At 56.7% G+C, this 18,057-nt stretch carries 20 protein-coding genes; 13 read left to right on the top strand and 7 right to left on the bottom strand.

Annotated features, from left to right (window positions below; genetic code table 11):
* The first annotated feature begins 50 nt into the window (after positions 1-50).
* Genes trxA through ABWV33_RS04840 form a run of 3 tightly spaced genes read left to right on the top strand, consistent with a single transcriptional unit; the run spans position 51 to position 1,819 of the window.
* Positions 51-968 (top strand): thioredoxin, encoded by a 918-nt coding sequence (trxA, locus tag ABWV33_RS04850; protein ID WP_164621149.1) that lies wholly within the window; start codon positions 51-53, stop codon positions 966-968.
* 27 nt (positions 969-995) lie between these two features.
* Positions 996-1,637, top strand: a complete 642-nt coding sequence (locus ABWV33_RS04845; protein WP_353329322.1) for an LON peptidase substrate-binding domain-containing protein — start codon at positions 996-998, stop codon at positions 1,635-1,637.
* Complete coding sequence (locus tag ABWV33_RS04840) at positions 1,634-1,819, top strand: Trm112 family protein (protein ID WP_113822351.1); 186 nt, start codon at positions 1,634-1,636, stop codon at positions 1,817-1,819. Before ABWV33_RS04845 ends, ABWV33_RS04840 begins: the two co-directional genes overlap by 4 nt.
* Positions 1,820-1,824: 5 nt before the next feature.
* On the opposite strand, the gene ABWV33_RS04835 is transcribed toward ABWV33_RS04840, so the two are convergent.
* Positions 1,825-3,051 (bottom strand): FAD-dependent monooxygenase, encoded by a 1,227-nt coding sequence (locus ABWV33_RS04835; protein ID WP_353329321.1) that lies wholly within the window; start codon positions 3,049-3,051, stop codon positions 1,825-1,827.
* Between the two features lie 89 nt (positions 3,052-3,140).
* Between ABWV33_RS04835 and ABWV33_RS04830 the strand changes: the two genes are divergently transcribed.
* The 4 genes from ABWV33_RS04830 to ABWV33_RS04815 all read left to right on the top strand — a co-directional run bounded on the left by ABWV33_RS04830 (position 3,141) and on the right by ABWV33_RS04815 (position 9,655).
* Positions 3,141-4,469 (top strand): amidase, encoded by a 1,329-nt coding sequence (locus ABWV33_RS04830; RefSeq protein WP_353329320.1) that lies wholly within the window; start codon positions 3,141-3,143, stop codon positions 4,467-4,469.
* A gap of 109 nt (positions 4,470-4,578) precedes the next feature.
* The gene (locus ABWV33_RS04825) at positions 4,579-5,760 is read left to right on the top strand and encodes an aminotransferase class I/II-fold pyridoxal phosphate-dependent enzyme (protein ID WP_353329319.1); all 1,182 of its coding nucleotides are present in this window, start codon (positions 4,579-4,581) and stop codon (positions 5,758-5,760) included.
* A 15-nt stretch (positions 5,761-5,775) separates the two neighbouring features.
* Entirely contained in the window at positions 5,776-9,021 is a 3,246-nt protein-coding gene (locus tag ABWV33_RS04820) for a DNA translocase FtsK (protein ID WP_353329318.1), read from the top strand.
* A 43-nt stretch (positions 9,022-9,064) separates the two neighbouring features.
* A complete protein-coding gene (locus ABWV33_RS04815; RefSeq protein WP_353329317.1) occupies positions 9,065-9,655 on the top strand; it encodes a LolA family protein in 591 nt (196 codons plus the stop codon).
* Between the two features lie 24 nt (positions 9,656-9,679).
* Here ABWV33_RS04815 and ABWV33_RS04810 read toward each other — a convergent pair whose 3' ends face one another.
* Both ABWV33_RS04810 and ABWV33_RS04805 read right to left on the bottom strand, forming a co-directional pair.
* On the bottom strand, positions 9,680-10,267 hold the full coding sequence (locus ABWV33_RS04810) for a transglycosylase SLT domain-containing protein (protein WP_113822345.1): 588 nt from the start codon (positions 10,265-10,267) through the stop codon (positions 9,680-9,682).
* 64 nt (positions 10,268-10,331) lie between these two features.
* Positions 10,332-11,213: an AEC family transporter gene (locus ABWV33_RS04805; protein WP_113822344.1), complete on the bottom strand. Its 882-nt coding sequence runs from the start codon at positions 11,211-11,213 to the stop codon at positions 10,332-10,334.
* A gap of 85 nt (positions 11,214-11,298) precedes the next feature.
* On the opposite strand from ABWV33_RS04805, the gene hspQ reads away from it, so the two are divergent.
* Positions 11,299-11,625 carry a heat shock protein HspQ gene (hspQ, locus tag ABWV33_RS04800; RefSeq protein WP_113822461.1) on the top strand — a complete coding sequence of 109 codons (327 nt, stop codon included), beginning with the start codon at positions 11,299-11,301 and terminating at the stop codon, positions 11,623-11,625.
* A 34-nt stretch (positions 11,626-11,659) separates the two neighbouring features.
* On the opposite strand, the gene ABWV33_RS04795 is transcribed toward hspQ, so the two are convergent.
* From ABWV33_RS04795 to ABWV33_RS04785, 3 genes are all read right to left on the bottom strand, one after another.
* Complete coding sequence (locus tag ABWV33_RS04795; RefSeq protein WP_353329316.1) at positions 11,660-13,237, bottom strand: gamma-glutamyltransferase family protein; 1,578 nt, start codon at positions 13,235-13,237, stop codon at positions 11,660-11,662.
* Between the two features lie 225 nt (positions 13,238-13,462).
* Positions 13,463-13,915, bottom strand: coding sequence for an ATP-binding protein (locus ABWV33_RS04790; protein ID WP_113822342.1), 453 nt, complete (start codon positions 13,913-13,915; stop codon positions 13,463-13,465).
* Positions 13,916-13,935: 20 nt separating this feature from the next.
* Positions 13,936-14,274 carry an STAS domain-containing protein gene (locus tag ABWV33_RS04785; protein WP_113822341.1) on the bottom strand — a complete coding sequence of 113 codons (339 nt, stop codon included), beginning with the start codon at positions 14,272-14,274 and terminating at the stop codon, positions 13,936-13,938.
* A gap of 95 nt (positions 14,275-14,369) precedes the next feature.
* Between ABWV33_RS04785 and ABWV33_RS04780 the strand changes: the two genes are divergently transcribed.
* Positions 14,370-15,542, top strand: coding sequence for a thiolase family protein (locus ABWV33_RS04780; protein WP_113822340.1), 1,173 nt, complete (start codon positions 14,370-14,372; stop codon positions 15,540-15,542).
* Positions 15,543-15,631: 89 nt separating this feature from the next.
* Entirely contained in the window at positions 15,632-16,084 is a 453-nt protein-coding gene (msrC, locus tag ABWV33_RS04775; RefSeq protein WP_353329315.1) for a free L-methionine (R)-S-oxide reductase MsrC, read from the top strand.
* Here the strand turns inward: msrC and ABWV33_RS04770 are convergent.
* Positions 16,064-16,333, bottom strand: coding sequence for a DUF1294 domain-containing protein (locus ABWV33_RS04770; protein WP_353329314.1), 270 nt, complete (start codon positions 16,331-16,333; stop codon positions 16,064-16,066). The genes msrC and ABWV33_RS04770 overlap by 21 nt on opposite strands.
* A gap of 146 nt (positions 16,334-16,479) precedes the next feature.
* Here ABWV33_RS04770 and ABWV33_RS04765 point away from each other — a divergent pair, with 146 nt between their 5' ends.
* Genes ABWV33_RS04765 through ABWV33_RS04755 form a run of 3 tightly spaced genes read left to right on the top strand, consistent with a single transcriptional unit; the run spans position 16,480 to position 18,047 of the window.
* Positions 16,480-17,049, top strand: a complete 570-nt coding sequence (locus ABWV33_RS04765) for a helix-turn-helix domain-containing protein (protein ID WP_353329313.1) — start codon at positions 16,480-16,482, stop codon at positions 17,047-17,049.
* Positions 17,049-17,672, top strand: coding sequence for a LysE family translocator (locus ABWV33_RS04760; protein ID WP_164621166.1), 624 nt, complete (start codon positions 17,049-17,051; stop codon positions 17,670-17,672). The genes ABWV33_RS04765 and ABWV33_RS04760 overlap by 1 nt, the downstream gene beginning before the upstream one ends.
* A gap of 3 nt (positions 17,673-17,675) precedes the next feature.
* On the top strand, positions 17,676-18,047 hold the full coding sequence (locus ABWV33_RS04755; RefSeq protein ID WP_113822335.1) for a GFA family protein: 372 nt from the start codon (positions 17,676-17,678) through the stop codon (positions 18,045-18,047).
* Positions 18,048-18,057 lie beyond the last annotated feature (10 nt).

Below are 18,057 nucleotides of genomic sequence, written 5' to 3'. Positions count from 1 at the left end.
GGGCCGTCCGCTTGCATATAGGGGGCAAGCTCGAACCGGAGAAGCATGTCATGGAAATTCTGAACGGTGCAAGTGGCACCCCCGCCGCTGATTTGATCAAGGACGCAACCGAAGCCAGTTTCATGGTGGATGTTGTCGAAGCCTCGCAAGAGGTGCCGGTGATTGTTGATTTCTGGGCCCCTTGGTGTGGTCCATGCAAAACGCTGGGCCCACTGTTGGAAGACGCGGTGACTGCTGCCAAAGGCGCGGTCAAGATGGTCAAGGTCAACGTGGACGAGGCGCAGATGATTGCGGGTCAGTTGCAGATCCAGTCGATCCCCACCGTTTATGCGTTTTACAAAGGCCAGCCCGTCGATGGGTTTCAGGGCGCTGTACCAGGGTCCGAAATTACCGCGTTTGTGGAGCGCGTGGTTGCTGCGGGTGGTGGTGAGATGCCGGATGGCGGTTTGGATGATGCCGTAGCTGCCGCGGAAGAGATGATGACCGAGGGCGCGTTTGCCGATGCGGTTGAAACGTTTGCGGCCATCTTGGGCGAAGATCCGAACCACGCCGCAGCCTATGGCGGTTTGGTACGCGCCCATATCGCGCTGGAAGATCTGGAACAGGCCGAAGCCGTTTTGAACGGGGCCCCTGCCGAGATTTCGGAAAGTGCTGAGTTGGAAGCTGCACATGCGCAGCTTGAATTGGCAAAGCAGGCCGCAGATGCCGGTCCTGTGGCTGAATTGACCGCAGCGGTTGAGGCGGACCCAAACAATCCGCAAGCGCGGTTTGATTTGGCGCTGGCCTTGCATGCCTCGGATCAGGTCGAAGAGGCGGTGGCGCAGTTGCTGGAATTGTTCCGCCAAGATCGGGAATGGAACGAGGGCGCGGCCAAAACCCAGCTGTTCACCATTTTCGATGCGCTTAAGGCCAATGACCCGATCGTTTTGAACGGACGCCGCAAGCTGAGTTCAATGATATTTGCCTAAGGTCAGATACGGGCTACAATCGGTTGTATGATGCAATCTGCTGACCTTCCGGATATGCTTGCGGTGTTTCCGCTGCGACAGGCGCTTGTGTTGCCTCGGTCGCGGTTGCCGCTTCATATCTTTGAGCCGCGCTACCTTCAGATGCTGGAGGACGCGCTGAAAACGCCTCATCGCTTGATCGGGATGGTTCAACCCAACCCAGTCCCTGGCGACGAGGATAAATTGCAAATGATTGGCTGTGCGGGGCGGATCACTCAGTTTTCTGAGACAGAAGACGGCCGGTACATGGTTACCCTGACGGGGATTTCGCGTTTCAGGGTCAAGGACGAGGTACACGGCTTTTCCCCGTATCGTCGGTATTCCGTGTGTTGGAAGGGGTTTCAACGAGATCTGGGGCGCAGCGAAACGGATGAGCACTTTGATCGTCCGACGTTCTTGGACCTTCTTAAGCGGTATTTGGTGGCGCAAAACATGTCATCAGATTGGGGGGAGTTGCAGGACGCGGATGATGAATTGCTGGTCAATTCGTTGTCGATCATTCTGCCTTTCGAGCCTGAAGAAAGACAAGCGTTGCTAGAGGCACCTTGCCTGAAAACGCGCCGGGAAACGCTGGTTACATTAATAGAATTCGCCCTGCGCGGCGGCACGAACGAGGAAACGCTCCAATGACTGAAACGCAATCTGTGTTTGATCGCCGTATGCTGGAGGCGTTGATTTGTCCGCAAACGCAAGGGACGTTGGAATATGACGCGGCCAAGCAAGAATTGATTTCTCGCGCGGCAGGACTTGCCTTTCCTATCCGAAATGGCATTCCGGTTATGTTGATTGACGAGGCGCGCGCGCTGGATTGAGCGCGCTAGATTTGCTTGCCTTGTAGCAACACAGGCAGGTCGCCGGTCAGACCGGCGGCTTCGCGCACGAACCCACGGCGCAGACCGGGCAGGGATCCCAGAACGCCCATGCCAATGTCGCGCCCCAGACGGAGGATGGGGTTGTCGTTGGAAAACAGCTTGTTGAACACATCTGTGGCCATCGCCAGGGTCGCCGTGTCGAACCGGCGCCATTCCTGATACCGTTCCAGCACAAGCTGCCCGCCAATATCTTCGCCGCGTCGTCCTGCAAGGGTCAGAACCTCGGCCAAGGCGCCCACGTCGCGCAGGCCAGCATTCAGGCCCTGGCCTGCGATGGGGTGCATGCCGTGGGCGGCATCCCCGATCAGGGCCATGCGATTTGCGATGAATGAATTAGCGATGGTCAGGTTCAGCGGATAGGTAAAGCGCGCGCCTGCGAGTTTGATCTCACCCAGAAAATCCCCAAATCGGGGCTGCAACGCTTGCAGGTAGTCCGCATCCGTCATGGCATTGATTTGATGCGCCGTTTCAGTCTTTTCGCTCCAGACGATCGAACTGCGGTTGCCGGTGAGAGGGAGGATTGCCAAGGGGCCGGGGGGCATAAAGAACTGATGGGCGACACCGTTGTGGGGCAATTCATGGTCGATGGCGCAGACCAACGCCGTTTGACCGTAGTCCCACCCGGAACGTTTGATGCCGGCGCGTTTGGCGGTGCCGCTTTTGCGGCCATCTGACCCGACCAGAACCCGACCCGAGAGCGTGCTGCCGTCGTCCAATGTCACGCTCACACCGCTGATATCGGTGCTTTGGGCGACAACCGTTTTGCCGCTGATCTGTGTGATGTTGGGGTGGTCTGCCATCGCCGCGAGGAAAGCAGGGCGCAAATGGCGGTCTTCGACCATATAGCCCATTGGGCCTTCTTCCAGTTCGGCGTGGTCAAAGTGCATGAAAAACGGTGACGGGCCGCTGCCTGCGTGGCCATCGGTCACTTTGATTTCCAGCATCGGTTGCGCGTGATCCGCAATGCTGGCCCAGACGCCAATCGCCTTGAGCAATCTTTGCGAGGCGAGCGCGAGCGCATAGCCGCGCCCGTCAAAGGCCGTGTCAGCGCGGGCCGTCACGCTAAGCGTATCAATCACCGTGACCAAATGGCCGGTATCCGCAAGCGCCAATGCCAAAGCGGGGCCGTTCAGGCCTCCACCAACAATCAGGATATCAGATGACGTGTTCATGAGGTGCAATATGCGCGGCCTTTCGGGATTGTCCATGCCCCATGCTGTCGCTACCGTCGCGACACACCACAGCAGGCGGGCGGAGCGATATGCAAAATTGGCTGACAATGACGGCGAGTGATCTGGGGCGGGGTATCGGGACGGGTGAGATAGACCCGGTTGAGCTGACGCAATGTTATCTGGATGCTATTGCGAGCCACCCCCACCGCGACCGTATCTATGCGCGTGTGACGGCTGATCGGGCCTTGGCCGAAGCTGGCGCTGCGCGAGATCGGGCGCAGGTTGGGCGACGGCTGTCGTTATTGGATGGGGTGCCGATCAGTTGGAAAGACCTGTTTGATACAGCTGGGACCGGAACCGAAGCCGGGTCTGCCTTGTTGGCGGGTCGCGTGCCGGATCGCGATGCGTGGGTGTTGCGGAATGCAACGGCGCGCGGGGCTGTGTGTCTGGGCAAGACCCATATGAGCGAGCTGGCGTTTTCGGGTCTTGGGTTGAACCCCATCACGGACACGCCGCCCTGTGTGAATGACGAAACTGCTGTTCCGGGGGGATCTTCGTCCGGCGCTGGGGCGTCGGTCGCGTGGGATTTGGCTGCGGGTGGTATTGGGTCAGACACTGGGGGTTCGGTGCGTATTCCTGCGGCGTGGAATGATCTGGTTGGGTTGAAAACCACGTCGGGTCGGCTCAGCCTCGAAGGGGTGGTTCCGCTGTGTTTGAAATTTGACACCATTGGTCCGCTGACCCGTTCTGTTGAGGATGCAGCGCAGATGTTGGCGATGCTGGAGGACGGGAAAGTTGCGGATCTCAAGGGGGCTTCGCTTAAGGGGCGGCGGTTTGCAGCGCTTCAGACTGTCGTTCTGGAAGATGTGCGTGATGGCCCCGGTGCGGCCTATGAAAGCGCGTTGAAACGACTGAGTGATGCGGGGGCAGAGATTGTGCCGTTGCATGTGCCTGAGGTGTCCGACGCGATGACCCTGACCGGTCCGCTGTACACGGCCGAGGCGTATGGGTTGTGGCGCGATGTGATCGAGGCCAATCCAGACGCGATGTATGCCGAGATTTTGGAACGGTTCCGGTCCGGCGCTGGGTATTCCGGCCCCGATTATGTGGCAGCTTGGGCCAAGCTGGAAGGGTGTCGTGCAGCTTGGGATGCGGCAGCAGCGGGATTTGATGCGGTGTTGGCACCGACATCGCCGATTCTGCCGCCGAATCTGGATCGGTTGATGACAGATCATGATTATTATGTGACCGAAAATCTGTTGGCGCTGCGCAACACGCGGATCGGGAACCTGTTGGGTCTTTCGGCGCTGACCCTGCCAACGGGCACGCCAAGTTGCGGTTTGATGATGATGGGTGCGCCGGATTGCGAAGAGGCATTGTTGCGAATGGGAGCGGCCGCAGAAATGGCGCTGACCTGAATGCCACAATTGCAAGCGCGTGCAATGCTTTGTCTGGACGTGAGGGCGGTGCATCTGTAACTTGGTTTCAAACGGGGCGTGAATGATCCCGACTTTGAGGCAGTACAGTATGGATTTCCCCGAGCGGTTCTCGAACCTACCGGCCTATGCATTCCCGCGTTTGCGCGCCCTGTTGGATCATCACCAACCGGGGGGTGACGTTGTTCACATGACCATTGGTGAGCCGAAGCACGCGTTCCCCGCGTGGGTGCCCGATGTGATCATGGAAAATGCCGCCGGTTTTCAGGGCTATCCGCCAAATGATGGGTCGGATGCTTTGCGCGGGGCGATCAGTGACTGGATCAAGCGCCGTTATGGTGTGGCTATGGATGCCAGCACGCAGGTGATGGCGCTGAACGGCACACGCGAGGGGCTTTACAACGCGGCGATGGCTTTGTGCCCTGAACAGAAGAACGGGCAAAAACCGATCGTTCTGTCGCCGAACCCGTTTTATCAGGTTTACATGGTTGCCGCGATTTCTGTTGGTGCAGAGCCGCGATTTGTGCCCGCAACGGCTGCAACAAATCATTTGCCGGATTACACCAGCCTGCCCGAGGATGTCTTGAACCGGACAGCTGTGGCGTACATCTGTTCGCCGGCCAATCCACAAGGGGCTGTTGCCTCGCGCGATTACTGGGCGGATCTGATCCGGCTGGCAGAGCAGTATGATTTCCGAATCTTTGCAGATGAATGTTATTCCGAGATTTACCGTAATGAGGCCCCCACGGGTGTATTGAGTGTTGCGCAAGAGCTGGGTGCTGATCCTGAGCGGGTGGTTCTGTTCAATTCCCTGTCCAAGCGTTCAAACTTGGCCGGGTTGCGATCAGGACTGGTTGCGGGTGGTCCTGAGACGATCAAACGGATCAAGCAATTGCGCGCCTATTCCGGGGCTCCATTGCCAGCACCTTTGCAAGCCGTGGCGACTCGGGTTTGGGCCGACGAGGTGCATGTCGAAGAAAATCGCGCGCTTTATCGGGAAAAGTTCGAAATCGCGGACGAAATTTTAGGCGGTGTTCAGGGATACCAGTCCCCTGAGGCCGGTTTTTTCCTGTGGCTGCCCGTTGATAACGGCGAACAGGCCGCGCTGAAGCTGTGGCAGGAAACGGGTGTACGTGTGTTGCCCGGGGCCTATCTGGCGCAAGGCGATCCGGGTCAAAACCCGGGTGAAGGATATATTCGGGTCGCGATGGTGGCCCCAAAAACAGATACGCAACGCGGGCTGACAATGCTGCGCGATTGTTTGTACAGATAAGATTCGAGGGTAAGCATGGCATCATATAACGCTCGGGGACGTGACCCATTGTTGGACAGCACTATGCAGGCGGCAATCGAGAAACGCGGTAAGGAATTGATCGGCATCGCTTTGATCATTCTTGGTCTGATGGCCGCTGCCATGATCGGATCTTATACGCCGGATGATCCAAACTGGATGGTTTCGACGGATGCGCCTGTGCAGAACTGGATGGGCCGGATCGGGGCATCCATTGCCGCGCCATTGTTCATGATTGTGGGCTGGGGCAGCTGGGGCCTTGCTCTGGTTTTGATCGGTTGGGGCATTCGGTTTGCGGGGCATTGGGGTGAAGACCGGGCCGTCGCGCGGTTGATTTTTGTGCCGATCTGGATCGCGGTTGTGGCCATCTATGCCTCAACTTTGGTGCCGGGATTGGAATGGCGGAATACGCACAGCTTTGGTCTGGGTGGGTTGTTCGGCGATACCGTCATGGGCGCATTGCTGACTCTGTTGCCAATTGGCTCGCATTTCATGATCAAACTAATGTCGCTGTTGATGGCGGTTGGCATGGTGTCCTTGGCTGTCTTCGTTCTTGGATTTACACGCGCGGACGTTCAAAAAGGGCTGCGGTTTGTCATAGTTGGCATCATCGTGTGTTACGGGGCCTTGATGACCTTACTGGGGCGTGGAGCCTCCGCCACGGTCGAAGCTGCCCGCACCCGACAAGCACAACGGACCGAACGAAAGGAAGCGGAGCGCTATGCTGCTGAGCAGGCAGGGTTGGCAGAGCAAGCTGCATACGCCGCCCGCGCTGAAGCTGAAGCCAACGCAGTCGTCGAAGAGCCGCTGTACGAAGAACCAGTACGTCAAGAAATGGAGCAACCTGAGCCAGAGCCGGTTGTCCAACCCGAACCCAAGCAGGGTTTGTTGGCCCGGATGCCAAGTTTGATCCGCCGCCCAGAGCCGATGCCAGAGCCCGAGTTGGTCGAGCCTGCGCCGATTCAAGGGTACAATGCCATGCCCGGTGATGATCGTATCAAAGCGAAAATCGCTGATGCTGTTCGGTCGCGCCAACGCATCGATACACCACCAGAACCGCAGCCAGATCCAACACGTCCTTTGACAAAAGGCCGGGGTCGGGGGCCCGATCCCTTGGTTTTGGATACGACGCCTCCAGTCTCACAACAGCCAGCTGAGCCCATGATGACGCGCGAAGTTGAGCTGCCACCTGAACCGCCCGTTATGGCCCCTCAGGTCGCGCCGCAGGTTGCAATGCCTGCAGAGCCTCCGGTCATGACGCCGCAAATGCCAGCCGAGCCAGCGATGTCGGCGGTGCCAATGCCACGGGTTGCACCCCAAGTGACGGTTGCTCCGGTCACGGTGTCCCAACCCGCGCCTCAGGCTACGATTGCTCCGGTCACGGTGTCCCAACCCGCGCCTCAGGCTACGATTGCTCCTGTCACGGTGCCTCAACCTGCGCCTCAGGCTACGATTGCTCCGGTCGCGGCGCCCCAACCTGTACCTCAGGCTACGATTGCTCCGGTTGTGCGCACCGAGCCTGCGCCGCAAATGACGCAACCGGTGACACCTATGCAGCAAGACGTTGCTGATCCTTTGCCACGCATGCAAACTGCGCCGGTTTCGCCGCAAATCCCAGTGGCCGAGCCACGTCGCGCTGTCGTTGAGCAGCCTGTTCGCAAGCCAACGCTGCCCTCGCGCCGGGCGCAGGCCGAAGAACAGCCCGCATTGGAGTTTGAGGAAAAACCAGACGAGTTTGAATTGCCTCCGCTCGGGTTGTTGGCCAACCCAATGGATATTGAACGCCATCATCTGAGTGACGAAGCGTTGGAAGAAAACGCGCGGATGCTGGAAAACGTGTTGGATGACTACGGTGTAAAGGGCGAAATCGTTTCGGTTCGCCCCGGTCCGGTTGTCACGATGTACGAACTGGAACCCGCGCCAGGTTTGAAAGCCAGCCGCGTTATTGGTCTGGCGGATGATATTGCGCGCTCTATGTCGGCACTGTCGGCGCGTGTTTCTACGGTTCCGGGTCGGTCCGTTATCGGGATCGAACTGCCGAATGAAAATCGGGAAAAGGTTGTTCTGCGTGAGATCCTGGCCAGCCGTGATTTCGGTGACAGCAACATGAGCCTGCCGCTTGCTTTGGGTAAAGATATCGGTGGCGACTCGGTTGTTGCGAACCTTGCCAAGATGCCTCACCTGCTGATTGCGGGGACCACGGGGTCGGGTAAATCGGTTGCAATCAACACGATGATCTTGTCGCTGCTTTACAAGCTGACACCGGATGAATGCCGGTTGATCATGATTGACCCTAAGATGTTGGAACTGTCCGTTTATGATGGCATTCCACACCTGCTCTCTCCCGTTGTGACGGACCCTAAAAAGGCTGTTGTGGCCTTGAAGTGGACCGTGGGCGAGATGGAAGACCGGTATCGCAAGATGTCCAAAATGGGCGTCCGCAATATCGAAGGTTACAATGGTCGGGTCCGTGAAGCCTTGAAAAAAGGTGAAATGTTCAGTCGTACGGTTCAGACCGGATTTGATGACGACACGGGCGAGCCCGTGTTCGAGACGGAAGAGTTCGCACCAGAGGCGATGCCCTTTATCGTAGTGATCGTCGACGAAATGGCCGACTTGATGATGGTTGCCGGCAAAGAGATCGAAGCCTGCATTCAGCGTCTGGCGCAGATGGCGCGTGCCTCGGGTATTCACTTGATCATGGCGACCCAGCGTCCGTCGGTCGATGTGATCACCGGTACGATCAAGGCAAACTTCCCCACACGGATTTCGTTCCAGGTGACCTCGAAAATCGACAGCCGTACCATTTTGGGTGAAATGGGCGCCGAGCAACTGTTGGGTATGGGTGACATGCTGTACATGGCGGGCGGGGCCAAGATCACCCGGTGCCACGGCCCTTTTGTGTCTGATGAAGAAGTCGAAGAAATCGTGAACCATCTCAAGGCGTTTGGACCGCCGGAGTACATGAGCAATGTGTTGGATGGCCCTGACGAAGAAAAAGCCAGCAATATCGATGCTGTGCTTGGCTTGGGTGGAAACTCGGATGGCGAAGATGCGCTGTATGACACGGCCGTGGCGATTGTAATCAAGGATCGCAAATGTTCGACATCTTACATTCAGCGTAAGCTCGCCATTGGTTACAACAAGGCCGCGCGCCTTGTGGAGCAGATGGAAGACGAAGGATTGGTGTCCCCCGCAAACCACGTGGGTAAGCGTGAAATTTTAGTACCGGAACAACAGTAAGTTCCGGCTTTCAATTTCGCGCAGGGTGATTATCTGGAGTGACATGAAACAGATTGCTTTCGCCTTGGCGCTGACGCTCAGCGCCCCCGCCGCTTGGGCCGCAGAAAAGCTGCCTTTGAACGAGATTTCGGGATACCTGAACCGCCTGAAAACGGTTCAGACCACGTTTACGCAGATCAATGATGACGGGTCCCTATCCACCGGTAAGCTGTGGTTGCAGCGCCCGGGACGGATGCGGTTTGAGTATGATCCGCCGGAAAGTGCCGTTGTTACGGCCAAGGGGGGTACGGTCATCATCCAAGACCCCAAGTCCAACCAGCCTGCGGAGCAATACCCACTGAATCGGACACCGCTATCGATCATTCTGGCACGCAAAGTCGATCTTTCACGTGCCAACATGGTGGTGGGGCATGGGTTTGACGGAACCTCGACCGTGGTGACGGCGCAGGACCCTGAAAATCCGCAATATGGTAAGCTGGATCTGTTGTTTACCGGCGATCCAGTCGAATTGCGCAAATGGGTTGTGCATGATGGGGCAGGGTCCCAGACAACCGTAATTCTGGGGAAACTGACCAAGGGGAACAGCCTGAACCAGAATCTGTTCGTCAATGGAAATGCCAGCGAGGACCGCTAAGTGCGGTCCTCTGTTTCCAGTGTATCAGAACCGTCTCGGGCAGCTGGCGATTTGGCGACGGTACATGTCTGCACGAGCGGCAACATTGTCAGCCGTGCGCAAAAGCCAGGATTTAGAATTGTAAGACCCGCGTGCAAATCCGGTGTGGCCTTCGTGATAGGCCAAATATTGGTTGCGCGCATCGCCTAGGGAAATTCCGTTCCGATCGCGACTGATAGTCATATACCAACCCACAAAATCAGAGGCGTCGCGGATACGGTCCCGTTTAGCGCTGCTGCGCCCAGTTTCTTTCTTGTATTCCTTCCACGTGCCATCCAGCGCTTGGCTGTAGCCATAAGCGCTGCTTTGGCGGCCCATCGGAAGGACCCCGAGCACATATTTATGCGGTGTGCGCGCCTCGGCCCGATAACGGCTTTCTTGATAGATCGTCGCCATTTGAACATGCACCGGCACGCCCCATTTGCGTTCAGTTTTCTTGAACGCTTTGATATAGTCCGGGCGCTGTTTGGCAATGCTGCAGGCATTGTCCAAATCACGCGGTGGAATTTTTGATCCACCACCGCAAGATGCTGCTAGCAGCACCAGTATCAGCGCGCAAAGAGATCTGCTCATCTGCCTCTTGCCCTTTTTTTTCGAAGATATTAACGCAAGATGGCCTGCGAGGAAATCACATTTCCTAGAGCAAGATGGCCAATACCAGCGGGAGTGCCGCAACGGACATCAGAGTTGAGGTTACGACCATGCCTGCAACCGCGTTTGAGTCCGCCCCGAATCGTTCGGCCAGCAAGTAAGATGTAACTGCGACCGGGGTGACCATCTGCAAAACCAAGACGCCAAAGGCTTCGTCGGTCAGTTCAAACAATATGGCGACGGACCAGCCAAGGGCAAAAGAAACGACAAGTTTGATCAGAGACAACCAGATCGCTTTGCCGATTTTGTCGGGTGTCAAACGGGCAACGGCCACGCCGAGCGTGACAAGCATCATAGGCACCGCCATTTGCCCGATCAGCTCAAGCCCGTTGGTCAGGAATGTTGGGGTTTGCCAGCCCTGCCACAGGAAGACGGCGCCAAGTATCGTCGCCCAGACCATGGGTTGTCGCAAAACGGTGCCCAACGATCCACGTCCCGCAAACAGATAAATCCCATAGGTGAAAGACCACAGAGCAGTCACAGACAGGAACACCACCGCATAGCCCAGTCCCGCTTGGCCAAAAGCAAAGATACAAAGCGGCAGACCCAGATTTCCGGTGTTGCCAAAAACAAGGGGCGACAGATAGCTGCGCTGATCAATACCAGTTACCCGCACAAAGACCCAAAACACCACGGTCAGCGCCAGATTCGCGGCAATCGTTGCCAAGGTGAAGCGGCCCAGATCATCGCCGGCAATTTCGGTCTGCATCAGGGCGACGAAGATAAGGCAGGGGACTGCAAGTGTTGTAGCCAAGCGCGTGACGAACTGAATCCGGTACTCGAATCCAAGCTTCACCCAGGTAAATCCAACTGCCGCCAACATAAAAACGGGAGCGACGATTTCCATGACTGTTAGAGTAAGGTTCACAGACTGTTTCCTTAAAATACGGATCAATTGTTGGACAATGGTGGCGCCTTGGGGGTACTAACAAGGCATAGGGGCTAAAATGACAATGCTAAAAACACGCGCCAAATATCATTTGGGACAAGTGGTTCGCCACAAGAAACACCCGTTTAGAGGTGTGGTTTTTGATGTGGATCCACAGTTTTCCAACACCGACGAATGGTATCAAGCCATTCCCGAAGATAGCCGGCCAGTCAAAGAGCAGCCCTTTTATCATTTGCTGGCTGAAAACGACCAAAGTTACTATGTCGCTTATGTCTCCGAACAAAACTTGGTTGCAGACTATTCCGGTGAACCTGTGGACCACCCCGATATTCCCGACATGTTCGGGCCGTTTCAGGACGGGTCTTACCCACTTCACTTTCAGTTGAACTGATTAAATCCCCGCCAGATTGAGCGGGGATTTCGCATTAGTAGCCCAGTGCACAGCCATCTTTACGTGGATCGCTGGCCCCTTCGAGGACACCATCAGGGCGAATACGAATCGCTTGGGCCCCGCCAATCGCGGTGTCTGGTGCGGCGACGTCATGACCAAGGTCCGTCAGTTCCTGTCGCACTGTGTCCCCATACCCGCGTTCTACTTTGAGTTTGCCTGCATCCGCAAAGGCACGGGGGGCATCAATGGTTTGCTGCAATCCCATGTCAAAATCCGTCAGGTTGGAGACAAATCGAGCATGGCCATTGGGTTGGTACGCCCCGCCCATAACGCCAAAGGGCATTGTGACCTGCCCATCCTCACATAACATTCCGGGAATAATAGTGTGCATCGGCCTCTTGCGACTGCCCAACTCGTTCGGGTGTCCGTCTTGCAGTGTAAATCCGGCACCGCGGTTCTGGAGGAGAATGCCGAATTTTTCTGAGGCGATCCCGGATCCGAAACCGTGAAAGATCGAATAGATCAGCGAAACCGCCATACGATCTTTGTCGACCACGGTGATATAGATGGTGTCCTTGTGGACCGCTTCGGTGAGCGGTGCAGCGGCCTTCATCGCCTGTTTGGGATTGATCAACGCGGCAAGGGCAGCGGCCGTTTCCGGGGCGAGCATATAGACCAGACGCGCCATGTGATCGGGATCGGCCAAAAAGCGATTTCGGGCATCGTAGGCCAGCTTTGCGGCCTCTGCCTCGATATGAATGCGTTCTGACCCTAGGGGGTCCATCGCGGAAATATCGAAATGCTTGAGGATGTTGAGCATCAGAATCGCCGTGGCGCCTTGCCCATTTGGCGGGTGCTCGACCAGATCCATGCCTTTGTATGTACCGCTGATGGGGGTGGTTGCATCACAGGTTGTGTCCGCGAAATCCTGTAAGCTGTGAACGCCACCCAACTGGGTGAGGGCGGTGTGCATGTCTTCGGCGACTTCGCCCGTGTAAAATGCCTCTTGGCCATGTTTTGCGACGCGGCGCAAAACCTCTGCCTGCCCGGGTGCGCGAAAGATATCCCCAACCTTTGGGGGCCGACCGCCAATGAGGTAAGAGGTGCGCGCGGCACCTTGCAGGGTGGGTGCGCTGTCGTGCCAATCAAAAGCGACCCGTGCTGCAACGGGCACGCCGTGATCTGCATAATGGATGGCGGGTTGCAGTAGATGATCCAGCCCGAGTGTCCCAACCGTTTCAGCCAGATGGCAAAACGCAGCCATTGCACCAGGGAGGGTCACGGAATGCGGGCTGGTTAATGGAATATGTTCTAGTCCAGCGTCCCGTAATTGTGCGGCATTGGCTGCGCGCGGTGCGCGCCCTGACCCGTTGAGCGCATGGATTTGACTGTCGCCGGGGCGAGAGTAGAGAACAAAACAATCCCCCCCAATGCCAGTCATTTGCGGTTCACATATGCCCAATAATATAGCAGCGGAAATCGCAGCATCCATGGCGTTGCCGCCTTGTTTCATGATGTCTACGGCTGTCTGAGCTGCAAGGGGGTGAGATGTGGCACACATCCCGTTGCTCGTCAGAACCTCAGATCTGCCAGGTAAGTGAAAGTCGCGCATGGGGGCCTCTTTTCCCGTTCATCGCATCGACCGTAGGTCGCCGAGGCGGGAATTCCAATCGTGAGTTTTCGAAAGGGAGGATAGTCCTCGGCGTCACGTACTGGGTGGGGGCTGTTACACGTGACGCCAAGGGAAGCCTTATGCAGCTACACGTACTGTATGTCGTGTGTTTGGGGCGGCAGTGCGAAACAAATGCGGCTTAAATGTGTTTGGTGAGTTTTTTCATCACGGCTGCGTACAAGGCAGGTCAAAACCCAGGGACAATAGGTTATGCCCCTCTTCCCGTTGATAGCTGATATCGCTGGCGATCTGGCGGATCATAAACCAACCAAATCCACCTTCGGGAAGGTCTTGCCGGTCGACATCCAGATTGGCGGCTTCCCCTGCAGGCAGCTGATTTGAAGGCAGCGGGTGCCCCATGTCACAGATACGAACATCCAGCCGGTTCACGTGAAAGGTGCACCTTACGCGCACTTTGCCTGGCTCAATGCCGGTGTAGGCATGTTCCACGACGTTGTTGATTGCCTCGGCCAAGGCAATTTCAACGTCCCCTGCTTTGTCTTCTGACAACCCGCGTTCTTTGAGTTGGCTAGCGACGGCGCATATTCCAGCCCTCGCTTCCAACTCTGTGGCGCGGAACGATAAGGCAAACCCATCTCGTCTACGGTTCAGGTTCAAACCGGTCACTCCTGTTGAGTTCAATTCACGCCGTCAGCGAGTGCATCGTCAAGGGACGCGAACAGATTGAACACAGTATCCATTCGGGTCAGGCGAAACACCTTGTCCACGACGGGTGTTAACCCAGCCAAATCCAGTTTTCGGTTGGCCCCCAATTGTTTCATGGATGCGACAATGGCCCCAAGGCCGCTGGAATCAATAAAAGTGACGGCAGAGAGATCCAGAATAATGCGATCAGGCCCGCCTTCGGTTTCTGCTCGCATGTCTTCTTTAAACTGAATGGCCATTGCTGCGTCGATACGATCGGCGCTTACGGTGATGACACGTGCATCGCCACTTTGCGTACTGGTCAGGCTCATGTTTTTCTTCCTTCGTGGCTACCTATCGACGCATAGGCTAGACGCCAATTCTTACTATTCGGTATTCATTGCCGGAAAGTTGGAGGAAACAGCAGATGAAAAATGTCGTTATCGCAGGCGCCGCACGAACCCCAATGGGTGGTTTTCAGGGGGCCTTTGATGGGCTCAGCGCGGCGGATCTTGGTGGGGCTGCGATCAAGGCTGCTCTGGATGGCGCCGGTGTGGACACGGTAGACGAAGTTCTGATGGGGTGCGTTTTGCCCGCGGGTCAAGGGCAGGCACCGGCCCGACAGGCTGGGTTTGCTGGCGGTTTGGGCGAAGAAGTTCCAGCCACAACCCTAAATAAGATGTGTGGATCAGGCATGAAGGCGGCGATGATCGCCTATGATCAGATCGCATTGGGACATACGGACACGATGATCGCCGGGGGCATGGAAAGCATGTCGAACGCGCCGTATCTGTTGCCCAAAATGCGTGGCGGCGCGCGGATTGGTCATGGTCAGGTGATTGACCACATGTTCCTTGATGGTCTTGAAGATGCGTATGACAAGGGGCGCCTGATGGGCACCTTTGCCGAGGATTGCGCGGAAACCTATCAGTTCACCCGCGAGCAGCAGGATGAATATGCGCTCAAATCACTGTCGAATGCCTTGGCCGCGCAAGAGAGTGGAGCCTTTGATGGTGAAATCGCAGCAGTCACCTTCAAAACCCGAAAGGGGGATGTGGTGACGGATGCGGATGAACAGCCGAAAACCGCACGCCCTGAAAAAATCCCAACATTGAAACCTGCCTTTCGTAAAGACGGCACCGTGACAGCAGCCAATGCGTCGTCGATCTCGGATGGGGCGGCGGCCTTGGTGCTTGCCTCGGAAGAGGTGGCACAAGCGCAGGGGATGACCGTGCGGGCGCGCGTGATGGGTCATGCAAGTCATGCCCAAGCGCCGGGCCTGTTTGCGACGGCCCCGGTTCCAGCGGCAAAGAAGCTGTTGGATACCTTGGGTTGGAGCGCAGAAGACGTTGATCTGTGGGAGGTGAACGAGGCTTTTGCCGTGGTTCCCATGGCGTTCATGCAGGAAATGGGTCTGTCCCGTGACATCGTGAACGTCAATGGTGGGGCCTGTGCTTTGGGCCACCCGATTGGCGCGTCTGGTGCCCGGATCATGGTGACCTTGCTGAACGCACTGGAAAAGCGCGGCCTTAAACGCGGTGTTGCTGCCATTTGCATTGGCGGTGGTGAAGGTACGGCCATTGCGATTGAGCGGGTTTGACCTCGGGTTCTTTCATGAATACTGCGGAGGAAAGAGGATCAGAAGATCCTGAGGGGGGTGCCCCCCTCCCTCCAACCAAGGGCGAAGTAATGACTGTAGATTATGAGACACTGGCAAAAACCATTTCTGCGCTCACCGAAGGTGAAACAGATGCGGTGGCTTTGATGGCAACGGTCACTTGTGAGGTGCATCATGCGGATGACCGGTTCGATTGGACCGGGTTTTATCGCGTGACTGAACCAGAGGTTTTGAAGATTGGCCCGTATCAAGGTGGGCACGGCTGCCTTGTCATCCCGTTTTCACGTGGCGTGTGCGGGGCCGCAGCGCGGACAGGGGAAACCCAGTTGGTTGCCGACGTGGATGCGTTTCCAGGCCATATCGCGTGCGCATCATCGACACGGTCTGAACTGGTCTTGCCGGTAATGAATGCCCAGAACGAGGTAATTGCGGTGTTTGATATCGACAGCAATCAACCCGATGCATTTACTGAAACGGATGCCGAAGCGCTGGGCGCGATCCTGTCACAGGTATTTGCCCGCTAGGACAATGCCAGCGGAAAGTTGAAACAACAATATTGACAGCAGCCATCGTGAAAATGGCTGCTTTCGTGTTTTGTGCTGAAACAGGATTCGGGCCAGATAGGCCCCCGGTGTCCCTCCCAAAACAGATAGCCACAGCAAAAAATGCTCGGGTATGCGCCACCAGCGTCGCTTGGCGCAGATCTTGTCCCAGCCGAACAGCACGACGGTCAGGGCATTGATGACCCACAGATAAATTACCGCATACCACATTGTTCGACCTCATGCCTTTCGGGGTCTCTCCTGTGTCAGCGAGCAGAAATGTTCAACCCCCGTGAAAAAACGCTTTGATTTTTCACGAACATAAGGCATCGTGAAAAAAGAGGACAAAATTTCACGAGACCTGAGGAGAGTCGCTGGTGAATGCCCAAGCCCCCCAAAGCGCCACGCTGGGCGCGGATATTCGTGCGCTGCGAAAGGCGCGCGGGTTGACGCTGTCTGAGATCGCGACGCGTCTGGATCGTTCGGTTGGCTGGCTGAGTCAGGTCGAGCGCGATATGTCCGAGCCGTCGATCTCGGATCTGCGTCAGATCGCAGGGTGCCTTGAGGTTCCGATGTCGATGTTGTTTACCCATTCGGCCGCGCCCTCGGATGAACAAGGGTACATCGTCCGGGCCAGTGCGCGCCGTCCCATGGGGTCGGGCGAAGAGGGGCTGATCGAGGAACTGCTCTCGCCTGATCTGACCGATGATTTTGAGATGGTGCATTCTACGTTTCAACCGCTCTCAAAGATGCAGAAACCCGCGAACCGTCCAACCCAAGAAGTGGGGTACATGATTTCAGGTCAGCTAGACCTTGTGATTGGTGGACGATCTTTTTCTGTCGGGCCGGGTGACAGTTTCCGCATCAAGCACGAGCAGTATCAATGGTCCAACCCCTATGATGTGCCTGCTGTGGCCATCTGGGTCATCGCGCCGCCGGTGTATTGATGAGTTTCGAGGCCTGGATCATATTTGCGCTGTTCTGGGTGGTGTTTGTCACCACACCGGGGCCCAACGCGGTCAACTGCATCTCAAACGGGATGAGCCTGCCTTTTTCCCGAGCGATGATTGGGGTGTTGGCGATTTTGACACAGGCCACCGCATTCCTAATCCTGTCCGCATTGGGTGTGACGGCTTTGATCACGGCATCCCCGACCGCGTTCTTTGTGGCCAAACTGATTGGCGCGGGGTTTCTTGTCTATCTGGGTGTGCGGGGCTGGATAAATGCCAGCAAACCCGCCCCGACCGAGGTTCGGCCTGCGCGTCATGTCTATTTGCACGCCTTGGCTATCGCGACGATCAATCCCAAAAGCGTCGCGGGCTATTTGGCTGCGTTCTCGCAGTTCGTACAACCAGACGTTTCGATCTGGGCGCAGATGAGTGTCATCATGCCAACCGCCTTGACGCTTACAGCCCTTAGCTACACCGGCTTCACGACTTTGGGGGCGGTGATGGGCAAGGCGGCGCTGGGCGCTGTGTTCAACACATGGGTTCGGCGGGTCATGGCGATCTGTTTCATTATTTATGGCGTGTTGCTGGGTGCCAGCAGTACTCCACAGCCAAGAGGGTAACTGATGCTCAAAGGATCCTGCCTGTGCGGCGATATCACGTTCAGTACCGAGGCTGCGCCTCAAGGCCCCTCGATGTGCCATTGCAGCCAATGTCGCAAGCAATCGGGGGGCATCTGGTCGTCGGCCTATGTCAAAGACACCGACCTGAGCATCAACGGCGCGGTCCGTTGGTTCAGCACCAGCCAGACCGCCAAACGCGGCAGCTGTCCCCGTTGTGGGTCTTTCCTGTTCTGGAAAGCGCATGACGAAGACACCACCAGTTTTGCCCTCGGAGCCGTCGATGGCCCCACCGGGCTGACCCTGCAGAAACACATCTTTGTCGCCGACAAGGGCGATTACTACGACATCGCGGACACTGTGCCGCAAAAGGACTGAAGAGGATTAG

Origin of the sequence: Phaeobacter sp. NW0010-22, assembly GCF_040365955.1 — a bacterium.
Taxonomy (GTDB): Bacteria; Pseudomonadota; Alphaproteobacteria; order Rhodobacterales; family Rhodobacteraceae; genus OMPR01.
Note: the sequence above shows the minus strand (reverse complement) of the source record. Positions and strands in the feature narration are given on the sequence as shown.